The sequence below is a fragment of the Enterovibrio sp. QJM3NY_24 genome, from assembly GCF_057786035.1.
Map to the genome: position 1 here is coordinate 1,003,513 of NZ_CM173519.1, position 20,975 is coordinate 1,024,487.

The following is a 20,975-nucleotide window of genomic DNA, read 5'->3' on the forward strand; positions in this document are numbered from 1 at the left end:
ATGTGACAAGCACGTAAATCAAGAAATGGAGTATTCAATGATGAATGCAGAAAAAAACAAGATGTCCCTGACCACGCGCGTTTTGGTGGGTATGGTCATGGGTATTGCGACCGGATTTGCGATTCGCTTTCTTTTTGCTGACGAAGGATTTGTTAATGAGTATATCGTTAACGGTCTTTTTGATGTCGGCGGACAAATATTTGTAGCCAGCTTAAAGATGCTGGTTGTGCCTTTGGTGTTCGTCTCGCTGGTATGTGGCACGAGTGCGCTGAAAGACATTGCGACCTTGGGACGTTTGGGCGGTAAAACGCTGATGTTCTACCTTGGCACCACCGCGCTAGCCATTACGCTGGCGATGAGCCTTGCTTTGCTGTTTGGCCCAGGTAAAGGAGCTGACTTAACTGCAGCATCAAGCTTTAGTGCTGCAGAAGCGCCAACCTTGGGTCAGGTGATTGTGGGCATGTTCCCAACCAACCCAATCAGTTCGATGGCTGAAGGCAATACGCTGCAAATCATCATTTTCGCTGTGTTGTTTGGTATTGCGATCAGTGCTTCTGGTGCGCCGGGTGAGCGTGTTGCGTCATTTTTCCGTGATATGAATGAAGTGATCCTTAAGCTGGTTGCGCTTTTGATGAACCTTGCACCTTATGGTGTGTTCTGTTTGATGGCGAAGCTGTTTACCACGTTAGGGTTGTCAGCCATCATGAGTTTGGCTGAGTACTTCTTGGTGTTGTCGGGCGCACTGATCCTGCATGCCTTGGTGACTTACACCACGCTACTGAAAGTATTTTCGGGGCTTAGTCCAATCATCTTCCTCAAGAAGATGGAAGACGCGATTATGTTTGCGTTCTCAACGGCATCTTCTAACGCCACCATTCCTGTGTCGATGGAAACCGCGACGCGCCGTATGGGTGCAGACAACAAAATAGCGTCATTCACGATCCCGCTGGGTGCGACCATTAACATGGACGGCACGGCGATGATGCAGGGTGTGGCGACGGTATTTATCGCGCAGGCGTTTAACGTTGATTTGACTATGATGGATTACCTGACAGTGATCTTGACGGCGACGTTGGCATCGATTGGTACGGCAGGCGTACCGGGTGTAGGCCTAGTCATGTTGGCGATGGTATTGAATCAGGTGGGTCTGCCACTAGAAGGTATTGCATTGATCATGGGTGTTGACCGTCTGCTGGATATGATCCGCACTGCGGTAAATATTACCGGTGACTGTGCGGTGACGTGTATTGTGGCGAAAAGTGAAGATTCCTTGGATCTGGCGCGCTACAACGACATGAAAGCGGGAGAAGAAGACGAGAAAATCGTGTTTAAGCCCTCAATGCAGTAAGCCTCTATTGTGAATAAAATACTCCAGCGAAAGCTGGCTTATTATTTTTAGAAGAAAGCGTCAGGGTTTTATGTGGATCGATAATGGAGGGAGCCAAGAGGTTTCTTGTGAGCGCTCTGTGTCTCTATATTTCTCCTTTCTTGAATTCATTCAATAGTCGATAAACCGTCACCTTGTCGTATTTAAGGTCTGACAACGACTTTTGTTCCAAGGCTTTGACTTTCTCTGCTCGGCACAAACCCATTGACCAATTGGGAAAATAACGACGCTCAATGGGCTCTTTAAAGATAGCTTCGACGCTTTTGTGCCTGAAATCATTTTTTATGTGTTGAAACGCATTATTTACGTCTTCTTCTTTACCTTCTAACACTTGAATGAATTCTCGGTCACGATACAAAAGTAGGCCGGTAATACCATGCTTTTTATTGTTAACACGGCTTTGGACCATAAGCGCTTTCAGTGTTTCCATATCAAAGTCAAATTTAGACTCGCTAGTGTAAACAATCGCAAATAACATCCGGAGTCCTTTTGCTCAATTCAATCGTCGGCGATGGATTTTTAACCACTGTTTCTAATCAGTGTAGCACTTGATTTCCCAAAGTTATTTCGATTGTCACCATCACATATTTTCACTTTACTCCTTGTTTAATAAGGTGGATATTTTGCGATCATTTTGAAGCGCCCTTTTTGTGCTTTTGTTGTAATTTTGAATAAAAAATGGAGTTGTCGTTGTGAGTGATAAAAGCCACGATGAATTGATGTCGCCGGACGGTGCTGTGACACCTATCGATACGGATTATCAGGTAGGTCAGGATAACATTGCATTGAATATCGGCCCGTTTGGTTTGGATATTCATAACCGCGTGTTCGTGATTTCCGGTTCTATGGTGGCATTGTTTGTTGCCATCACCCTTTTGTTTCGACAGTCAGTCGGTCCACTTTTTAGTGAAATGCGAAACACACTAACCGCTCAACTGGATTGGTTCTTCATTGGTGCAGGTAACGTATTCGTTATTCTGTGTCTGATCCTGGTTGTTAGCCCGCTTGGCAAAGTGCGTCTTGGCGGTACGAAAGCAAAACCTGATTACACCTATGTGGGCTGGTTCTCGATGCTGTTTGCAGCAGGCATGGGTATCGGCTTGATGTTCTATGGTGTGTCTGAGCCACTATCTCATTACGCGGCGTCAATGGGTGGGGTTGTTGAAGGCGCCAATGGTTTGCGTACTGACTGGTCACCGTTAGGTGGCGCAATGGGTAACGCAGAAGCGGCGAAAGATCTGGGTATGGCAGCGACGATTTACCACTGGGGTCTACACCCATGGGCGATTTACGCACTGCTTGCTTTGTCTCTTGCACTGTTCTCATTCAACAAAGGTTTGCCACTGACCATGCGTTCAGTGTTTTACCCCATCTTTGGTGAGCGCATTTGGGGCTGGCCTGGCCACATTATTGATATCACTGCGGTGGTTGCGACCCTGTTTGGTTTGGCAACGTCGTTAGGCTTTGGTGCTTCGCAAGCGGCAGCGGGCTTGAACTACCTGTTTGGTATTCCAGACGGCACGCCAACGCAAATTGCGTTGATCATCGGTATTACCGGTCTTGCGTTGAGTTCAGTGGTTGCGGGTTTGGATGCGGGCGTGAAACGTCTGTCTGAATTCAACATGCTGATGGCCACGTTACTGATGGTATTCGTGATTGCGGTCGGCCCAACGTTGTCGATCTTTAGCAACCTTGTTTCAAACATGGGTGCTTATTTCGAGAATCTGCCAGCACTGTCGATGCCATTTGGTCGTGAAGACGCTAACTATTCTCAGGGTTGGACTGCCTTCTACTGGGCGTGGTGGATGTCTTGGTCACCATTCGTGGGTATGTTTATCGCGCGTGTATCGCGTGGTCGTACCGTGCGTGAGTTCATCATTTGTGTGTTGTTGATCCCAACCTCTGTTTGTGTGATGTGGATGACTGCATTTGGCACAACAGCGATTGAACAGCTTCAAGGTGGCTACACGGCAGTTGTTGATGCTGAGTTGCCTTTGCAATTGTTCAGCATGCTAGATGGCTTGCCGTTGTCTAGCATTACCTCTCTGCTTGGTATCATTCTGGTTGTGGTGTTCTTTGTGACTTCGTCAGATTCCGGTTCATTGGTTATCGACACCATCTCTGCGGGTGGCAAAGTGGATTCACCAGTACCACAGCGTATTTTCTGGTGCTCATTTGTGGGCCTAGTTGCGATTTCACTGTTGCTGGGTGGCGGTCTGTCCGCGCTACAAGCCATGGTGGTCTCGACCGGTCTACCGTTTGGTATTGTTCTGTTGCTCTGTGCCTTCTCTTTGGTGAAGGGACTCATGTCAGAACCACGTTCATAACACCTCTAAAATCCGGGCGGAAACGCCCGGATTTTTTGTATCTCGCACTGAGTCACCTCAAGATCCTTTTTTAGCAAGATTTCACAGGCTATAGAGGCCTAACAGAACAAGCATGTTGAGGTCATTTAATTGGCAACACCTGATCATTTTCAATATGACACATTGGCTGATTTAAGATCGTCAGAGACGCATTTACATAACTTGCTTGGCAGGCGAAAAGATAAAACTATTGTTCGAACTAGATGTATCAAATGCTTAGGGTTCAATGGTTATATTCGTCTGTGAACTGCCTGATAGTTGCTACACATGGCTAGAAATGAAGCAGAAAGCGGCGATTGCTTCGACGCAGATCTTACTATTGAAGCATTGAACACTAAGGATATGTTACAGTGCTCGGTCTGCCAGTGAGCGTTCAATATGTATGATGTCGACAGATGTTGTAATTGGCTCTTCTTCCCGCATATTCAACGCCATTGACATTACTCGCTAAACGGACAAAGGAGTTTACTGTGAGCGATAAAAGTCATGAAGAGTTAATGAAACCTGATGGTGACGTTAACCCCATCGATACCGACTATCAGGTGGGTCAAGACAACATAGCACTTAAAATTGGCCCACTCGGGCTAGACATTCACAACCGCGTATTCCTTATCTCAGGGCTTTTCATCGCGTTGTTTGTCTTTGTTACCCTTGCCTTTCAAAAAGAAGTCGCGCCAGTATTTGGCGATATTCGCGGCTGGCTAACCTCAAACCTTGACTGGTTCTTCATTACTGCGGGCGACATTTTTGTCATTGTCTGCTTGTTTTTGATTGTCAGCCCTTTGGGTAAGGTTCGTCTTGGTGGTACTGAAGCGACGCCGGATTACACCTATCCAGGTTGGTTCTCCATGCTGTTTGCAGCAGGTATGGGCATCGGTTTGATGTTCTATGGTGTGTCGGAGCCGCTTTCTCACTATGCGTCATCGTTTGGTGGCATATCGGTTGAAGATGGCGTGAGGACGGACTGGGCGCCGCTAGGTGGTGCTGCGGGTGATGCAAGTGCAGCAGCAGATTTGGCCATGGCTGCCACTATCTATCACTGGGGTCTTCATCCTTGGGCGATTTACGCCATTCTGGCATTAGGTTTGGCACTGTTCTCCTTTAACAAGGGCTTACCACTCACCATGCGTTCTGTGTTTTACCCACTTTTCGGTGAGCGTGTTTGGGGTTGGACGGGTCATATCATTGATATATTGGCAGTGGTCGCAACGCTGTTCGGTTTGGCCACGTCCCTTGGTTTTGGTGCTTCTCAGGCCGCGGCGGGGTTAAACTTCCTATTCGGTATTCCATTGGGGACAACCACAGAAATCCTTCTGGTGGTATTTATCACGGGACTGGCACTGGTGTCGGTTGCCGCTGGGCTTGATGCGGGCGTGAAGCGCTTGTCTGAAATCAATATGATGTTGGCTATCGCGTTGTTGTCTTTCGTGATTTTGATGGGCCCAACCGTCGGTATTCTTACGGGTTTCTTCGGTAATCTAGTGTCCTATATTGAATATCTCCCTGCGCTTTCTATGCCGTTTGGTCGAGAAGATGCCAACTTCTCGCAAGGTTGGACTGCATTCTATTGGGCGTGGTGGATTTCCTGGTCGCCATTTGTCGGCATGTTCATCGCGCGTGTATCGCGTGGCCGTACCGTGCGTGAATTCATCGTTTGTGTTTTGCTGATCCCATCTACCGCTTGTGTACTTTGGATGACAGCATTTGGTGGCACGGCGATCAGCCAAGTGGTCCACGATGGCTACATGGCAGTAACGGAATCGGCGTTGCCATTGCAATTGTTCACTATGCTTGATGCGTTGCCACTGGCACAGGTCACTTCTTTCATCGGTATTATTCTGGTGGTGGTGTTCTTTGTGACGTCTTCGGATTCCGGTTCGCTGGTGATTGATACTATTTCAGCAGGCGGTAAAGTGGATGCTCCTATGCCACAGCGCGTGTTCTGGTGTACGTTTGAAGGTCTGGTCGCGATTGTGCTTCTGCTCGGGGGCGGTTTGGTTGCCTTGCAGGCCATGGCGGTGTCAACGGGCTTTCCGTTCACCATTGTTTTATTGGTTGCCTGTGTTTCAACGATAAAGGGCTTGATGTCTGAGCCCCGAGGTTAGTCACACTGGTGAGTGTAAGCAACGGGGCAGGCGATGAGTCTGCCCCGTTTCGTCTGGCTAAATGGGAACCGAATTCGGCCCCAAGAGATTGAGAATTAATGGAAGCGGAACAAATAGAAATCGCAGCGTTTCTCAAACAACATGCACCGTTTAATCATTTGCCGGAAGAGGTGGTCGACGAGGTCGCCAAGCAGGTGGAAATATCCTACTTTCGTGCAGATACGCAGCTTTTTGAATACGGCGCACCTATCCATGATTTGTGTGTGGTGAGAAGCGGTGTACTCGAAATATACCGTCGAAACGGTGAGCTGTTTAATCGCTTGTCTGAAGGCGGGATCTTCGGTCAATGGGGGTTATTGATGAACCGTCGGGTTCGTTATGCCGCTAAGGCCATTGAAGACAGCTTGGTGTATTTCATTCCTGATACGGTATTTGACGATCTCTTTGAGCGTTTCGAAGTGTTCTCTGACTTCATGGAAACGGAAGACACCACGCGTTTGCGTCAGGCAGTTGAAAGCCAGAGTGACAGCAATGACCTGACAACCTCGAAAGTCAGCTCCCTGATTCTTCGTGATCCGGTGACCGTGGAATGTGAAGCGACGATTCAACAAGCCGCGAAAATCATGACGGATGAAGGTGTCTCTTCGTTGTTGGTCATGACCACGGAAACAGACGAAGACGATCAGGAAACGACGCGCGTGGTAGGTATTATCACTGATCGCGATTTGCGTTCTCGTGTCATCGCCTTGGGTTTGCCTTATGAAACGCAGGTTTCAGAGATCTTAACACCGCAGTTGATCACCCTTGATCACAATGCCTATGTGTTTGAAGCCATGTTGGCGATGCTGAGAAACAACCTGCATCATTTGCCTATTCTCCGCCACCAAAAACCAGTGGGCGTGATTGCGTTGTCTGACATTGTTCGCTACGAGTCTCAAAGCAGTTTGGTGATCGTCAGCAGCATTTATCGTCAGCAAACCATTGATGATTTGGAAGCCATTGCCAAAGGCGTGCCAGCTTGCTTCTCGCGCATGGTGTCTGAAGATGCCAACTCGCACATGATTGGCTCCGCGATGGCGGTTATCGGGCGCAGCTTCAAACAGCGCTTGCTGGAGTTGGGCGAAGAAGAATTTGGCCCGCCACCAGTGCCGTATTGTTTCTTGGCTCTGGGCTCTATGGCGCGTGATGAGCAGTTAATTGTGACTGACCAAGACAATGCCATGATCTTGGATGACAAATACGACCCCGCTGAGCACGATGAGTATTTTGCTCACTTAGCCAAGTTTGTCAGTGATGGGCTTGCACGCTGCGGTTACAGCTATTGTACCGGTAACATTATGGCGACAAACCCCGAATGGCGTAAAACCCGCACGGAATGGGAAGCGTGTTTTGCTGACTGGATTGACCAACCCAATCCTAAGTCTTTGCTTAACAGTAGTATCTTCTTCGATCTTGATGGGGTTTATGGCGCGACGAACTGGGCGGAAACGCTGAAAGCTTTCATTGGCCGTCGTGCTCGCCGTAATAACCGCTTCTTGGCGTGCATGGCTCGCAATGCGTTGAACCGCACGCCGCCATTGGGTTTCTTTAAAAACTTCGTGATGGAACAAGACGGTCGCCACAAGAACTCGATGAACCTGAAGCGACGCGGCACTGCGCCACTGGCGGATTTGATCCGAGTCCATGCACTGGCAGTGGACTCTCGTTCTCAGAACTCCTTTGAGCGCCTTGATGACATCATTGAAGCTGGGATTTTGCCAAAAGGTCGTGGTGAAGATATTCGCGATGCGATGGAGTTTATTTCCACCGTGCGTATTCGCCATCAGGCATTAGATGTCGAAGCGGATATTGAACCGGATAACAACATCGAACCGGATAACTTGTCTGAGTTTGAGCGCCGTAACCTGAAGGATGCGTTCCAAATCCTAAGTAATGCGCAGAAGTTTTTGAAATATCGCTATCAACCGAATCGCAGTAACTAGGGGGTTATCATGTTGTATCTTGCTCCTCCTAAACAAGCAACACCCGCGAATGCAGGCCCTGATTGGCCAACGTTGATTGAGCGATTAAAACAAAAAGCAAAAGTCCCTTTGCTGAAACGCTTTTATGAAGTGACCAATACCAACGGAGACACGCCGCTTTCTGAGCTGGAATTTGTCGCCCTTGATCTTGAAACCACAGGGCTTGATCCGCTGAAAAGCGAGATCATCAGTGTTGGGTTGGTGCCTTTTACCTTGTCACGTATTCATTGCCGTGACGCGAAACATTGGATAGTGAAACCGCGTAAAGCCTTGCATGAAGATTCGGTCGTGTTTCATGGTATTACCCATTCCGATGTCTGTGATGCACCCGATTTACGCCGTATTCTCGAAGAAGTATTGGCGGCCTTGGAAGGCAAAATCGTGGTGGTGCATTATCGTCGCATCGAGCGTGAATTCATTGATTCGGCGATTAAGCAGCGATTGGGTGAAGGGTTACTGTTCCCTGTGATTGATACACTGGAAATTGAGTCATGGTTTTACCGTAAACCCAGGCACAAATTTTGGTCATGTGTATTGCGTAAGCCGTTGACTTCAATTCGTTTAGCCGACAGTCGACGCCGCTACAATTTGCCATTCTATCAAGGGCATAATGCATTGATAGATGCCATTGCGACGGCTGAATTGTTGCAAGCGCAAGTGGCACACCGTTTTAGCCCTGATTGTCCGTTGAAGGCACTTTGGCGATAAACGAAGATTCAACAATACGGCGAATGTTGCATGCTTTCGTGCACAGATAGGCCTAAGTTCACGTTTTTTCGAATTTAATCTCACGGATTTAGGCCTTCAATACGAGTGTCACTTTCCCTGTGTTAGAGTCAACGTATCCCTCCACTGTGGGGAGTCGGTATCTGTCAATTCAGATGCACATATTCGCTGCCGACAAAGGATGGCAAGATGATTGAAGATAACAAAGTTGTAAAAATCGATTACACGGTAAAAGACGAATCAGGCCAAGTGATTGATTCATCAGAAGGCAAAGAGCCGTTAGCGTATCTGCATGGCACGGGCAACATTATTCCAGGTTTGGAAAATGCATTGACCGGGAAAGCGGTAGGCGATGCATTTAGTGCAGTCGTACAACCTGACGATGCTTACGGCCCACGTAATGAATCGATGATCCAAACGGTAGAAAAAAGTGTTTTCCAAGGTGTTGAAGAGATTGAAGTGGGTATGGTCTTCAATGCGCAAGGTCCTCAAGGTGATATCCAAGTGACTATCGCAGAGATAGATGGCGAGCAAGTCACGATTGACGGCAACCATCCTTTAGCGGGTTTGGTGCTGCATTTTGAAGGCGAAGTCCGCGAAGTCCGTGACGCGACGCCAGAAGAAATTGAACACGGCCACGTGCACTAATCAGCGCGGTTGGCGATTCACCTTTATGGGTGAGAAAAAGCGAGCTTAAACAGCTCGCTTTTTTGTTTTCTGGGCTTCAGACTTTTCATCTTTCATCTTTCATCTTTCATCTTTCATCTTTCATCTTCAAGTCTTTCCAACAAGCCATCAAATATAAACGCCTCATCAAAATGACGTTCACCGATAAAAGCAATGGCATGTTGACCTTGTTGACGCATGGCGCCGGGTGAGCGAACCCCAAACGGCCATAAGAACCATTCTTCTCCTCTTGCGCTTTCCGTGATGACACCGTGGCGATTGAACGGACTCATCATACTTCCCGTTTTTGTTTTCAACGTCATTAATGTGGCTAGCGGACTAGCTTCAAGCCTAATCGTGGCGGGGATGTTATCGGTAAAACTCACCTGATTGACCATGTGCTCGCCACCGGTCAATGACACATGAAGACGAGAAGATGGGCTAGGTTGAGGAAGGTGGTTCTCAATCGGTCGTTCATCATCGCTTTGCTTGAATTGCAGTGTCGGCTTGAGGGCATACACCATATGGAAGCAACCACATTGATGGATAGAATCGAAGATCAGTGGCGAGCCGTCCGTGTCTAAAGTCAGGCGAAGGTTTATCGCATCCAATGCGCCCGAATAGGGGTCAAAGGTCCCTTTGGCGGTTCTAGCGGGAAACCAAAGCACGTAATTAAGTTGAGGCAAAATATCACCATCAAATCGCGTATAGCTGATGCCTCGGTAGATCACGGGAACTTGGGTGTTTACGAAGGGCGTGTTTGCGTCATCAAATTGGAACGCGCCGATTAGGTCATCCTGCGTCAAGGTTTCAACGGTCACTATGGGTGTGTAATGGTTCAAGAGTTGTCGTGTTTGCGTTTCATTGAACATTGGCCAACCCAGTGAAGAAGAGCGGCGGGTGCTTCTCATCATGTGTTCAATCTGCTCTTGTGACAAAGGCTGTGACAATATCTTTGAGGCTTCGCTGTAATGGTACGGATAGGCCAATGAGCGGCCAAATTCACTTCTGATGTGGTCTTGTTCTTGTTCGATTCTTGATTGTGCCACTTTGCTGGCGATGGGATAAGCACCCAACACGCGCTTCCAATGCTGATACGCGGTGGGCAGCATGGGTACGCTATCACGAATGGCTTGCCAGAAATCGTCGTTGTCTGCGCTTACGGTAGTGAGTGCCTGCTGACATTGGGTTAATACTGCTTGTTGTTCAGGTTCGATATTCGTTGATAAAGCCAAAGCCGTGGTGAGCTGTTGCTGACCAAGACCTGAGACATAGCCGAGCCATTCGGTGCGCGAAGCGTGACTGTCGAGTTGGTTTGCAAAAGAAGCACTGATTCGATCAAAAGCAAGGTGCGGAAATCGCGGGTCTAGATGATAGGGCAACAGGTAGTCGCGTGTAGAATCCACGTTTTGATAGAAACGGTACAGTGTTTGTTCACAATCCGTCGCTCCTTTCGAAAGCAGTGGCAAAGGTGATGAGGCGCAGCCTGTCAAACCGAGCAGTAAAAATAAGAAGGCAGACAAGGGTCTCAGCATTGGATCTCCAGGTTGAGGTAATGTTTTCTTTCTTATCAGTAAGTGTGCGCAATTAAGCGAGAAAAATGAAAACAGAAAAGCAAAAAATGCTAAGTGGCGAGCTTTATCTTGCCAGTGACCCAGAGCTGGTGGCGGATAAAATGCGCTGCCGAGAAGCCATGCGTCGGTTTAATCAGAGCTTACCAGAAAGCGACGAGTGGAAATCGGCTAAGCGTGACCTCTTGCCGAATGCAGCAGAAAACGTGTATATCGAGCCGCCATTTTTCTGTGATTACGGCATTCACACTGAAATTGGTGAGAATGTGTTTATGAATTTTAATTGCACAATTTTAGATGTTGCACCTGTTCGCATCGGCAACCGTGTGATGATGGCAAATAACGTGCAATTGCTTACTGCGACACATCCTCTTGATGTGGGGCGTAGGGTCATTGATCTGGAAGAGTACGGATTGCCTATCACCATTGGTGACAATGTCTGGCTTGGCGGCAGTGTGATTGTATTACCGGGCGTGACCATTGGTAAGAACTGTGTGATTGGGGCGGGCAGCGTGGTGACGAAAGACATACCTGCCAACCATGTTGCGGTGGGGAACCCAGCGCGTGTGGTGCGTGAACTTACTGAAGAAGAAGTGGCAGAACGTCATTAAGATTAAGTCAGTGCTTCTAACTCGGTGAGTACATCAATCGCGAATTGATTGCTTCCACCGCAAATGTCTCGGTCGGCTTTGAATTGGCTGCACACAGCAGGGCGATCTGGTTGGCCGAATATCTTGCACAGATTATTGTCATCAAGCTGAATACAGCGTTCACCCGCTGGCTTTCCATTTGGCATTCCCGGAATGGCCGATGAAATGCTAGGTGCAATACAACACGCCCCACAGCCTAAACGGCAACTCATTTCTTGCTCTTTCATCCGATGCGCCCAACACTCAGTGACAATAAGGCGCGCACATTATCATTCAACGCATATTTAGGCAAAGGCGGCTTATAACTGCCTGATAATTGGTTTTCCTTTGTTCGATACGCAGCGAGAGAGGGGATAGTCCTTGAACTTTTTGGGCTGGGTGGTATAACGGGCGCCTCTTGGTTTTATCTCAATATCAACGGTACACATAAACATGACGACACCTTTCTGGGAACAAAAATCACTGACTGACATGACTGATGCGGAGTGGGAATCACTGTGCGACGGTTGCGGAAAGTGCTGTCTTCATAAACTGATTGATGAAGACACCGAAGAGCTTTACTACACCAATATCGCGTGTAGCTTGCTGAACGACAAAACGTGCTCATGCAAAGACTATGAAAATCGTTTTAGCTATGACGAAGACTGCTTGAAATTGTCACGTGACAAGATCGAGGAATTTTACTGGTTGCCAGATACCTGCGCGTATCGCTTGCTTGCCGAAGATAAGCCGTTGCCAGCGTGGCACCCGTTAATCACGGGATCGAAAGATGCCATGCATGCCGCCGATGAGTCTGTGCGAGAGAAAGTGGTTTACGAAATCGACGTGATTGATTGGGAAGACCACATTCTGAATCACCCGAGACGAGGCAAGTAAGCGTGAAGCTTGTTCTTGGTCCAATGGAAGGCGTGCTTGATGCCTTGATGCGTCAAATGCTCACCGAAATTAACGGTTACGACCTGTGCGTGACTGAGTTTGTGCGTATTGTTGATGCCTTGCTTCCGCCGCGTGTCTATCACCGTATGTGTCCTGAGCTTGAAGCGGGCGGTAAAACGCCATCAGGAACTCCCGTACGCGTGCAATTGCTGGGTCAATCGCCACAGTTTATGGCTGAGAACGCTGCGCAAGTGATTGAGCTCGGTTCTGCGGGGGTCGATATTAACTTTGGGTGTCCTTCCAAAACGGTCAATGGCAGTAAAGGCGGAGCTGCTTTGCTTAAAGAGCCTGAGTTGCTGTTCCAAGTGGTGAAAGCCGTGCGTAATGCCGTTCCTGCGGGCAACGTGGTCAGCGCCAAAGTGCGTTTAGGGTTTGATGATTGTTCATCGTATCGAGAGATTGTCGACGCGGTTCAATTGGCTGGCGCGGATGAAATTGTGGTGCATGGTCGCAGCAAAGCGGATGCCTATAAGCCGGGCACAGTACGCTGGGATTTGATTGGTGACATCACCAAGCGTTTACGCATTCCTGTCACTGCCAATGGGGATATTTGGAATCAGGAAGACGCGTTACGCTGCCAGGCCGTAACGGGTTGTGACACCTTGATGGTGTGCCGAGGTGCGTTGAACGTGCCAAATTTAGGCGCGCATATCAAGCGTGGTGAGGCGCCCATGTCTTGGCACGCCGTGTTAGCGCTTTTGGTTCGCTACTCTGAATTTGAAATTCGTGGTGACAAGGGGTTGTACTACCCGAACCGAGTGAAGCAATGGTTCCGTTATTTACAAGTGCCATACCCGCAAGCCAATGCGTTATTTGCAGAGATTCGCCAGCTAAAAGATAAGCAGCAAATTCTGAACATCATCACCAACGCGTTGCACGATGTTGAAAAACACATCGAACACCATGGTGAAGAGAGCGTGTTCGCCTAATTCACAGCTTTTCGTCGCGTTGGGTCTATAAGATTCAGATGCAAAAAGGCAGACGAGACGTCTGCCTTTTTGCATTTATATGCAGCTTACTTTGTCTTGTCTTGTTCTGTGTTGCCCAATAACGGTATCAGTACTGGTTGAGGATGCGACCAGGAAGCGTGCGCCTATCGATTCGACCCGGCCAGTTTTCTTCTGACAAGGCGGTGATCATCGCGCGTGCTACTCGAACCGCTTCTACGGGCTCCAAATCAGCCAAAGGGCCAGCGAGGAAAGGCGAAAGTGCAGGCATAAAGCGTTGCAGCATTTGTTCATCTTTTCTCGGAGATTCGCGCTCACCAAGCAATGGACCAGGACGCGCAATCAAAAAACGTTCAAACCCCATTTCAGATACCGCACGCTCCATTTTGCCTTTGCAACGCAAGTAGTGGGAGGGTGACCAAGGGTGGCTAAACAGGCTAGATACGACGGCGAGATGTTTTACGCCCATTACCGCCATCATTCGTGCGACTTTTACGACCAGTTGATAATCAACCGCTTCCAATGCTTTTTTTGAGCCCGCTTGCTGCTTGGTTGTTCCCAAGGAAATGTAGCCTTGCAACGGCACAGGCCACTGGGGTTGCCAGTGCGTCACTGATAAGTCTGGACTTTGATGAACGATAATTTTGTCCGACACGAGGGCTATAGGTCTACGTGTAACCACATGAATATGCGTCACGTTTTGATCACCCAGCAGTTGATGGAGTAGTTCGTCACCGACCAAGCCTGTGGCTCCGGCCAGAATGACACTTCGAGACGATGGCAAAAGAATTTCCTTCCGTATTCTATCGCGGATAAGGCTACCACGGTTTGTGCTGAATGATTCAATATGTTAAACGCAATATTTAATGAAACGCGAACCGTTGCACGTTTAAAATAGACCCCAACTGGTGCCATTAGCTTGGGTTTTCAGGTTTGGGTCTATGATTTCACACCTAGACTTCGCTGATTCATGGCGTGATAGAAATCTGCATATCTGCAGCGTTTCGGTATATTATTCCCCCTTTCAATTTTCGAGAACCGCAATGACAACATTGGTTGAACTGCAAGACAGCTGGGATGGCATGCCTGCTACCTTTATTGAAGGTGCGCTGCTTGCAGCAAACCTGTCTCCGGCACCCTTAGATCCTTGTGTATGGCTGCCTATCTTGCAAACAGGCGGTGTCGATGAACACAATATAGAGCCTCTCACTACTGAGCAAAAACGAAGCATCATGCTGCGCTTTGAGCAGCAGTACGTTGCGTTGATGAAGCATGAATATGCATTGCCTGATTCACTGTCTTTAGACGAAGCACGTAATGATGAGTATCAAGCATTTGCTGAAGGCTTCCTTGCGGTCTGGCCTCACATTGAACCAGCATGGCGCGAAGTGACGGTGTCAGACGGCAGTCGTCGTATGCTGTCAGCGTTGATGACTACCATGTTGTTCCTGCACGATGAAAAAGGAACACTGGCGCAAATGGAAGAAGCCGGTCTTGCTTCACTTCCTTCGCCAGAAAAATACTACCAGCAACTGCCACTGATGATTAACGAAGTCGCGCTTGCAGCTGACGAAGTTCAGCAAGGTTCAGGAGCACGTGCAGTTAACCCATATAAGTCTGTTGGACGTAACGACCCTTGCCCTTGTGGCAGTGGTAAAAAATTCAAGAAGTGTTGCGGCAACAAATGATGGAAGAAAGCGCGCCAATCCTTGTCGTTGCTGGCGTGATCGCTGATGGTCAACGCGTATTGATCACTCAACGTTATGATCAAGATAGCGAAGCTGGTCTTTGGGAATTTCCCGGAGGAAAAGTCGAAGAGGGTGAAACAGACCAAGAAGCGCTGGCAAGGGAGCTGATTGAGGAGTTGAGTGTGGAGGTTAAGGTGGGCGATTTTCTGCTGGAAACCCTTCACCATTACCCGAATAAGTCGATTCTACTGCGTAGTTATTTTTGTGAAGTACTCAAAGGCGATGTGACGTTGCACTGTCATCAGGCCATGGCGTGGGTGTCACCAGAAGCACTTAGCCGCTATACGTTTAGTGGTGCAGATAAGCCGTTGGTGAGACAACTTCAGCAGCAGTAACGTTGAATGTCAGCTCAGAAGATTTAAAGAATAATCCCAGCGAAAAGCTGGGATTATTCTGATTGGTATAACTGCTTATTGCGCCGAATCCGTTAGAACAGACGGCGCTCACGGCGTTTCCCGAAGAATTGAGAAAGTATCACGACAACAAACACCACCAATATCGCGGCAAAAATAATGACCAACCACTGAGGCATGGTTAATGTCATGAACTCCCAAACGATTTTGCTGCAATCACCACTGGCTTCAAACATCCACGGAACCCACTGATTCAGCGGCGCCCAAGAAGGGAAGGACACAAAGATATCGCACGTTGCACCAAACAGATCGTTTGGATCGGGGAATTGGTAACCGACGTGTTCAATCGACAACTTCAGACCCCATCCTGCTGAAACACCCCAAGCCGTGAGAGCCAACCAGCGAAACAGTCCGTTTTGTGGTGCAACAATGCCAATGAGACCAGCCCCAACAATACCCATCATGGCGACACGTTCATAAATACACATGACGCAGGGAGCAAGTTTCATGATGTGCTGAAAATAGAGAGCACAGGCTTCAAATGCCAGCGCAGACAACATCAGCAGCAGCCACGCGCCACGCCCGCGAGATATTTCATTGAAGAAGGACAACATAGGTTAAGAATCCGTTTTAAAACACAAAGCCCCACGTGTTTGTGGGACGTTGGTATTCAAAGGTTTATTTGACTGAAAATCAATTTTTAATGACCAGTACTTATTGCGCCAACCGCATCAGCCGTGCCTAGCGAGATCCAACCTGCATGGTGGAACCAATCGGTCATTGGTACTAAGAAGAACTCAATGCCTGCAAGGCCAACCAATCCCATCACTACGGTGTACGGCAGTGCCATGTACACCATTTTGCCGTATGACAAGCGAAGTAACGGAGCCAGTGTTGATGTCAATAAGAACAAGAATGCCGCTTGACCATTTGGTGTTGCTACCGAAGGCAAGTTAGTCCCTGTGTTGATAGCCACAGCCAACAGTTCAAACTGTTCGCGAGAAATCATGCCGTCCATCAGCGCCGCTTTCACTTCGTTAATATAAACGGTTCCCACGAATACATTATCTGACACCATAGAAAGCAAACCGTTCGCGATATAGAACATGGTTAGCTGTGAGCCACCTTCCATTTCTAGTACGGCAGCAATAACTGGGGTAAAGAGTTCCTGATCAACGATGACAGCAACGACCGCAAAGAACACGGCAAGTAACGCGGTAAAGGGCAGCGCTTCTTCAAAGGCTTTACCGATGTGGTGCTCGTCAATAACGCCGGTGAAAGACGTCGCTAAAATGATAACGGTCAAACCGATAAGGCCAACTGCCGCAAGGTGCATAGCGAGTGCGATCACCAAGAAAACGGCGATTAGTGCTTGTGAAACAAGCTTGGCAACATCGATGTTGGTACGTTTTGCGCGCTCCGCGGCATCAAATTCCAACAGAATGTTACGAACGTTTTCTGGCAGTTTTGTACCGTAATCAAAGATGCGAAATTTCTCGACAAGAAAGCACGTTGCAAGACCACACACCAGAACGGGGAGGGTGACTGGCAACATACGGATGATGAATTCACCGAATTGCCACCCGGCTTTTTCTGCAATGATAAGGTTTTGCGGTTCGCCAACCATGGTCATTACACCACCAAGTGCGGTACCGACACCGGCATGCATTAACAGACTGCGCAGAAATGCGCGGTATTGTTCAAGGTCATCACGGCTCAAATCATCGCCAAGGTGATCATCTGAGGTATGGTCATTATCCGGTGAACCACCTGATGCGACACGGTGATAAATAGAGTAAAAGCCGACGGCTACGCTGATAATAACAGCAATAACAGTCAGGGCATCCAAGAACGCAGACAGTAGCGCAGCTGCTGCACAGAAAGCGAGAGATAGCAGGGACTTCGACCGAATACCAAGCAGTATTTTGGTAAACATAAACAGCAGTAGCTGCTTCATGAAGTAGATGCCCGCGACCATGAAGATCAGAAGGAGTAGCACTTCAAAGTTGGCTACCAGTTCATGTTTTACTGTCTCGGCGCTTGTCATCCCTATGGCTACGGCTTCAATCGCCAGTAAACCACCGGGCTGAAGCGGGTAGCATTTCAAAGCCATTGCTAATGTGAAAATAAATTCAACAACCAGCAACCAACCAGCAACAAACGGGTCAATTGCGAAAACAATGGGGTTGATAATCAAAAACGCGATGATCGCCGCTTTGTACCAATCGGGCGCTTTACCGAGAAAGTTCTTGATAAAAGCGTTCCTGAGCGTAATGGCCATGTTTTTGTCTCTGTTCTTATAGAAAAAGCAAATATTCTTGGGGGCTTGAAATGAAGGTGTAAACGAGCAGTTGCATTGGGTGATGGTTAGGTAACTTTTTCCGTTTTTGTGGGTGACATGAAGTCAAACAACAAAATAATTATTACTCGGTAAAAAATACTATTGAAACCCATCGCATAGGCAAACTCGAGCACACAATACAGCGACTTTCCAAACAGTCAACAATCCTTTGCATGTTAATTAAATTACTGGAGTATGTTACGAAAAAACGCGACGCGACCCCGTATGGCTTGAAATATTTGGTAACATTTTGGCGCGATTATTTTATGCGTGAGTCCGGTTGTATACAGTGATGCGGATCAAGATTAATCAGTACTTTGCGGATAAGCGCGCATTTAATCAGTTGTTTAGACAACACAGATACAAAGAGACAACAACAATGAAAGAAAACCTATAACAAACACGTCATGTGGGCAGTGCAAATAGTCTTATACCAACCCAGATTGGTGCATTTGCCCGACACCCTTATGGAATGTGGTTAACTGTGATGTATGCCGTCAATTCGCAGCCAAAAGAGGGAAAACGACAACATTGATAGGTTTCTAGGTTGTGACCATCAGTGGTATGATGAGTTATTAATCAAGATAAGAAGCAACTTGGAAACAACAACAAATGGTTATTAAGGCGGACAGTCCGGCAACGTTTGCTGAGAAATATATTATCGAGAGCATTTGGAATAATCATTTTCCGCAAGGCTCAATTCTTCCCGCAGAACGCGAGCTGTCAGAGCTGATTGGCGTTACCCGCACCACACTTCGTGAAGTACTTCAGCGTTTGGCCCGTGATGGTTGGTTGACGATTCAACACGGCAAACCGACGCGTGTTAATGACTACATGAACACATCTGGCTTAAGCATCTTGGATACCTTGGTGACTCTTGAAGGTGAAGATGTTCATGGTGTGCTAGAAAACCTCCTGTCAGCACGTACCGACATCAGCGGCGTTTACATGCGCTATGCGGTGAAAAGTGATTCCGAGGCATGCACAGCGTTAGTTGAAAAGGTGATTAGCCGCTGTGAAGCGTTGCTAGCGAGCGAGAGCTTTGCAAGCTTTGTTGAAACCGTGGAAGAAAAAGCCGCCATTCAACAAGACGTGAAAAAAATCTTCGACTCCTTCGGTAAAGTTGACACCGAAGTCTGTGAAGCAGTGTGCCGTGGTCGTGCATTTAACTATTTTGACTACATGTTGTTCCAAGGCATGGCGCAGCTTTCTGGCAACAAAGTGTACGTACTCACGATGAATGGTATGCGTAAGATTTACTCGCGCGTTGGTGGTTACTACTTCATGGACAAGCGTGCTTGCGAACTTGCCCTTCAGTTTTACCGTGATCTGCTGAGTATCACCGTTGAAGGTCGTCATGGCGATGTTGCTGAACGCATCAAACAATATGGCCGCGAAAGTGGCGCGATGTGGTTCGTTAACCGCGATACCATTGCGAAACTGATGGAGCAAGAAGAGGCGTAACACGCCGAATTCAGCGTCCAATTTCGAGTGAAAGAATCAAAAAAACCGCCGAACTGGCGGTTTTTTATTTTGTTGAGAATATCGGAGTAGTTAGCGCCTATTTTGGGCTTAGCTTCCCGGAATGAAATCAGGATCGAACTGTGGTCTTTTCGGGCACGTTGCGATGATTTTACCTTTTCCGTCTGCCAACTCTTCCTCAAGCACCACTTCAAAACCCCATAGACGGTGCACGTGCTTTAATACTTCCTCATGTGAGTTACCGAGAGGGATTCTATTGTGAGGCACGTAGCGAAGCGTTAGTGCGCGATTTCCGCGTAAATCCACATCCCATACCTGAATGTTGGGTTCGTGATTGCTGAGGTTGTATTGCGCAGACAGTTTCTCGCGCAGTTGTCTGTAGCCTTCCTCGTTGTGAATGCTGGTCACTTCAATGAAATTCTGTCTGTCATCATCGTTGACGGAGAAAAACTTCATGTCGCGCATCACTTTGGGTGATAGGAACTGACTGATGAAGCTTTCGTCCTTAAAGTTATGCATGGCGAAGTGCATGGTTTCTAGCCATTCAGAACCTGCAATTTCAGGGAACCAATATTTGTCTTCTTCTGTGGGCTCTTCACAGATACGGCGAATGTCTTTGAACATGGCGAAGCCAAGTGCATACGGGTTAATGCCGCTGTAGTAGTTGCTGTTGTAAGGCGGTTGTGCCACCACGTTTGTGTGGCTGTGAAGAAATTCCATGATAAAGCGATCGGAGACCAAGCCTTCATCATAGAGATGATTCAATATGGTGTAGTGCCAGTATGTTGCCCACCCTTCATTCATGACCTGCGTTTGTTTTTGCGGGTAGAAATATTGGCTAACTTTACGCACGATACGCACAATTTCACGTTGCCACGGCTCAAGCAGAGGCGAGTGCTTTTCAAAGAAATAGAGGATGTTCTCTTGTGGCTCGGACGGAAAGCGCTCTACGGTCTTCTCGAGCACTTTCTCGCTGATCGGAATCGTTCGCCAAAGGGCATTCACTTGCGTTTGCAAGTAATCTTCACGCGCTTTTTGGCGGGCTTTTTCTTCTGCCATTGAGATTTTTTGAGGGCGCTTATAGCGATCGACGCCATAATTCATCAACGCATGGCAGGAGTCGAGGAGTTTTTCAACATCATCCACACCGTATTTTTCTTCGCACTCACTGATGTACTTTTTGGCAAACAACAAGTAATCAATGATAGAACCTGCATCCGTCCAAGTTTGGAACAGATAGTTACCTTTGAAGAATGAGTTATGGCCATAACAGGCATGTGCCATAACCAGAACCTGCATGGTGATGGTGTTTTCTTCCATCAAATACGCAATACAAGGGTCGGAGTTGATCACTATCTCGTAAGCCAAACCCATGTGACCATGTTTATAACCACGTTCTGTTTCGATGAATTTTTTACCAAATGACCAATGGCTGTAGTTAATTGGCATGCCCACACTTGAGTACGCATCCATCATTTGTTCGGCAGTGATGATTTCTATCTGGTTGACGTAGGTGTCTAACTTGTAGTGTTCAGCCACCCGTTTGATTTCTGTGTGATATTGGTCCAGCAGATCAAATGTCCAGTCTGGACCATCGCTGAGTGTCTTCTTTTTGTTTTTAGCTGCGACTGCCATGGAAGTCCTCCTTGGATCTCAAACTGAAAGAGAAGAGAGGT

At 47.8% G+C, this 20,975-nt stretch carries 19 protein-coding genes; 12 read left to right on the forward strand and 7 right to left on the reverse strand.

Annotated features, from left to right (window positions below; translation table 11 throughout):
* Positions 1-40 precede the first annotated feature (40 nt).
* Positions 41-1,348 carry a dicarboxylate/amino acid:cation symporter gene (locus tag AC3CIC_RS04400; protein ID WP_488515868.1) on the forward strand — a complete coding sequence of 436 codons (1,308 nt, stop codon included), beginning with the start codon at positions 41-43 and terminating at the stop codon, positions 1,346-1,348.
* Positions 1,349-1,472: 124 nt separating this feature from the next.
* On the opposite strand, the gene AC3CIC_RS04405 is transcribed toward AC3CIC_RS04400, so the two are convergent.
* Positions 1,473-1,865, reverse strand: a complete 393-nt coding sequence (locus tag AC3CIC_RS04405) for a BLUF domain-containing protein (protein WP_394212677.1) — start codon at positions 1,863-1,865, stop codon at positions 1,473-1,475.
* A 214-nt stretch (positions 1,866-2,079) separates the two neighbouring features.
* Between AC3CIC_RS04405 and AC3CIC_RS04410 the strand changes: the two genes are divergently transcribed.
* The 5 genes from AC3CIC_RS04410 to AC3CIC_RS04430 all read left to right on the forward strand — a co-directional run bounded on the left by AC3CIC_RS04410 (position 2,080) and on the right by AC3CIC_RS04430 (position 9,253).
* The gene (locus AC3CIC_RS04410) at positions 2,080-3,714 is read left to right on the forward strand and encodes a BCCT family transporter (protein WP_488515447.1); all 1,635 of its coding nucleotides are present in this window, start codon (positions 2,080-2,082) and stop codon (positions 3,712-3,714) included.
* 509 nt (positions 3,715-4,223) lie between these two features.
* Entirely contained in the window at positions 4,224-5,858 is a 1,635-nt protein-coding gene (locus AC3CIC_RS04415; protein ID WP_488515448.1) for a BCCT family transporter, read from the forward strand.
* Between the two features lie 98 nt (positions 5,859-5,956).
* Positions 5,957-7,840 (forward strand): DUF294 nucleotidyltransferase-like domain-containing protein, encoded by a 1,884-nt coding sequence (locus AC3CIC_RS04420; protein WP_017004778.1) that lies wholly within the window; start codon positions 5,957-5,959, stop codon positions 7,838-7,840.
* 9 nt (positions 7,841-7,849) lie between these two features.
* A complete protein-coding gene (locus tag AC3CIC_RS04425) occupies positions 7,850-8,587 on the forward strand; it encodes a 3'-5' exonuclease (RefSeq protein WP_394212683.1) in 738 nt (245 codons plus the stop codon).
* Between the two features lie 207 nt (positions 8,588-8,794).
* On the forward strand, positions 8,795-9,253 hold the full coding sequence (locus AC3CIC_RS04430) for an FKBP-type peptidyl-prolyl cis-trans isomerase (RefSeq protein ID WP_016958431.1): 459 nt from the start codon (positions 8,795-8,797) through the stop codon (positions 9,251-9,253).
* Between the two features lie 113 nt (positions 9,254-9,366).
* Here the strand turns inward: AC3CIC_RS04430 and AC3CIC_RS04435 are convergent, their stop codons facing one another.
* The gene (locus tag AC3CIC_RS04435; protein WP_488515449.1) at positions 9,367-10,806 is read right to left on the reverse strand and encodes a hypothetical protein; all 1,440 of its coding nucleotides are present in this window, start codon (positions 10,804-10,806) and stop codon (positions 9,367-9,369) included.
* 65 nt (positions 10,807-10,871) lie between these two features.
* Here AC3CIC_RS04435 and AC3CIC_RS04440 point away from each other — a divergent pair, with 65 nt between their 5' ends.
* A complete protein-coding gene (locus AC3CIC_RS04440) occupies positions 10,872-11,453 on the forward strand; it encodes a sugar O-acetyltransferase (RefSeq protein ID WP_488515450.1) in 582 nt (193 codons plus the stop codon).
* A gap of 2 nt (positions 11,454-11,455) precedes the next feature.
* Here the strand turns inward: AC3CIC_RS04440 and AC3CIC_RS04445 are convergent, their stop codons facing one another.
* Positions 11,456-11,719 (reverse strand): YkgJ family cysteine cluster protein, encoded by a 264-nt coding sequence (locus AC3CIC_RS04445; RefSeq protein WP_017007410.1) that lies wholly within the window; start codon positions 11,717-11,719, stop codon positions 11,456-11,458.
* Positions 11,720-11,924: 205 nt separating this feature from the next.
* Here AC3CIC_RS04445 and AC3CIC_RS04450 point away from each other — a divergent pair, with 205 nt between their 5' ends.
* Positions 11,925-12,368 (forward strand): YcgN family cysteine cluster protein, encoded by a 444-nt coding sequence (locus AC3CIC_RS04450; RefSeq protein WP_016958427.1) that lies wholly within the window; start codon positions 11,925-11,927, stop codon positions 12,366-12,368.
* 2 nt (positions 12,369-12,370) lie between these two features.
* Positions 12,371-13,357, forward strand: coding sequence for a tRNA dihydrouridine(16) synthase DusC (gene dusC, locus AC3CIC_RS04455; RefSeq protein WP_488515451.1), 987 nt, complete (start codon positions 12,371-12,373; stop codon positions 13,355-13,357).
* Positions 13,358-13,484: 127 nt separating this feature from the next.
* On the opposite strand, the gene AC3CIC_RS04460 is transcribed toward dusC, so the two are convergent.
* The gene (locus tag AC3CIC_RS04460; protein ID WP_016958425.1) at positions 13,485-14,159 is read right to left on the reverse strand and encodes a Rossmann-fold NAD(P)-binding domain-containing protein; all 675 of its coding nucleotides are present in this window, start codon (positions 14,157-14,159) and stop codon (positions 13,485-13,487) included.
* Positions 14,160-14,418: 259 nt separating this feature from the next.
* Here AC3CIC_RS04460 and AC3CIC_RS04465 point away from each other — a divergent pair, with 259 nt between their 5' ends.
* Together AC3CIC_RS04465 and AC3CIC_RS04470 are read left to right on the forward strand one after the other, a co-directional pair.
* Entirely contained in the window at positions 14,419-15,063 is a 645-nt protein-coding gene (locus AC3CIC_RS04465) for a YecA family protein (RefSeq protein WP_488515452.1), read from the forward strand.
* The gene (locus AC3CIC_RS04470) at positions 15,060-15,458 is read left to right on the forward strand and encodes a (deoxy)nucleoside triphosphate pyrophosphohydrolase (RefSeq protein WP_488515453.1); all 399 of its coding nucleotides are present in this window, start codon (positions 15,060-15,062) and stop codon (positions 15,456-15,458) included. Before AC3CIC_RS04465 ends, AC3CIC_RS04470 begins: the two co-directional genes overlap by 4 nt.
* A 92-nt stretch (positions 15,459-15,550) precedes the next feature.
* Here AC3CIC_RS04470 and dsbB read toward each other — a convergent pair whose 3' ends face one another.
* Both dsbB and nhaB read right to left on the reverse strand, forming a co-directional pair.
* The gene (gene dsbB, locus AC3CIC_RS04475; protein ID WP_488515454.1) at positions 15,551-16,090 is read right to left on the reverse strand and encodes a disulfide bond formation protein DsbB; all 540 of its coding nucleotides are present in this window, start codon (positions 16,088-16,090) and stop codon (positions 15,551-15,553) included.
* 86 nt (positions 16,091-16,176) lie between these two features.
* Positions 16,177-17,757, reverse strand: coding sequence for a Na(+)/H(+) antiporter NhaB (gene nhaB / locus AC3CIC_RS04480; RefSeq protein WP_488515455.1), 1,581 nt, complete (start codon positions 17,755-17,757; stop codon positions 16,177-16,179).
* A gap of 672 nt (positions 17,758-18,429) precedes the next feature.
* On the opposite strand from nhaB, the gene fadR reads away from it, so the two are divergent.
* The gene (fadR, locus tag AC3CIC_RS04485; RefSeq protein ID WP_016958420.1) at positions 18,430-19,281 is read left to right on the forward strand and encodes a fatty acid metabolism transcriptional regulator FadR; all 852 of its coding nucleotides are present in this window, start codon (positions 18,430-18,432) and stop codon (positions 19,279-19,281) included.
* A 108-nt stretch (positions 19,282-19,389) separates the two neighbouring features.
* On the opposite strand, the gene AC3CIC_RS04490 is transcribed toward fadR, so the two are convergent.
* Positions 19,390-20,934, reverse strand: coding sequence for a SpoVR family protein (locus tag AC3CIC_RS04490; RefSeq protein WP_488515456.1), 1,545 nt, complete (start codon positions 20,932-20,934; stop codon positions 19,390-19,392).
* Between the last annotated feature and the right edge of the window lie 41 nt (positions 20,935-20,975).

Excerpts from the sequence above, each read along its gene's own strand:
- AC3CIC_RS04405 (WP_394212677.1), bottom strand. The coding sequence starts at position 1,865 with ATGTTATTTGCGATTGTTTACACTAGCGAGTCTAAATTTGACTTTGAT.
- AC3CIC_RS04420 (WP_017004778.1), top strand. The coding sequence starts at position 5,957 with ATGGAAGCGGAACAAATAGAAATCGCAGCGTTTCTCAAACAACATGCA.
- AC3CIC_RS04425 (WP_394212683.1), top strand. The coding sequence starts at position 7,850 with ATGTTGTATCTTGCTCCTCCTAAACAAGCAACACCCGCGAATGCAGGC.
- AC3CIC_RS04465 (WP_488515452.1), top strand. The coding sequence starts at position 14,419 with ATGACAACATTGGTTGAACTGCAAGACAGCTGGGATGGCATGCCTGCT.
- AC3CIC_RS04445 (WP_017007410.1), bottom strand. The coding sequence starts at position 11,719 with ATGAAAGAGCAAGAAATGAGTTGCCGTTTAGGCTGTGGGGCGTGTTGT.
- AC3CIC_RS04490 (WP_488515456.1), bottom strand. The coding sequence starts at position 20,934 with ATGGCAGTCGCAGCTAAAAACAAAAAGAAGACACTCAGCGATGGTCCA.
- fadR (WP_016958420.1), top strand. The coding sequence starts at position 18,430 with ATGGTTATTAAGGCGGACAGTCCGGCAACGTTTGCTGAGAAATATATT.
- AC3CIC_RS04435 (WP_488515449.1), bottom strand. The coding sequence starts at position 10,806 with ATGCTGAGACCCTTGTCTGCCTTCTTATTTTTACTGCTCGGTTTGACA.
- AC3CIC_RS04400 (WP_488515868.1), top strand. The coding sequence starts at position 41 with ATGAATGCAGAAAAAAACAAGATGTCCCTGACCACGCGCGTTTTGGTG.
- AC3CIC_RS04450 (WP_016958427.1), top strand. The coding sequence starts at position 11,925 with ATGACGACACCTTTCTGGGAACAAAAATCACTGACTGACATGACTGAT.
- dsbB (WP_488515454.1), bottom strand. The coding sequence starts at position 16,090 with ATGTTGTCCTTCTTCAATGAAATATCTCGCGGGCGTGGCGCGTGGCTG.
- AC3CIC_RS04470 (WP_488515453.1), top strand. The coding sequence starts at position 15,060 with ATGATGGAAGAAAGCGCGCCAATCCTTGTCGTTGCTGGCGTGATCGCT.
- AC3CIC_RS04440 (WP_488515450.1), top strand. The coding sequence starts at position 10,872 with ATGAAAACAGAAAAGCAAAAAATGCTAAGTGGCGAGCTTTATCTTGCC.
- AC3CIC_RS04430 (WP_016958431.1), top strand. The coding sequence starts at position 8,795 with ATGATTGAAGATAACAAAGTTGTAAAAATCGATTACACGGTAAAAGAC.
- nhaB (WP_488515455.1), bottom strand. The coding sequence starts at position 17,757 with ATGGCCATTACGCTCAGGAACGCTTTTATCAAGAACTTTCTCGGTAAA.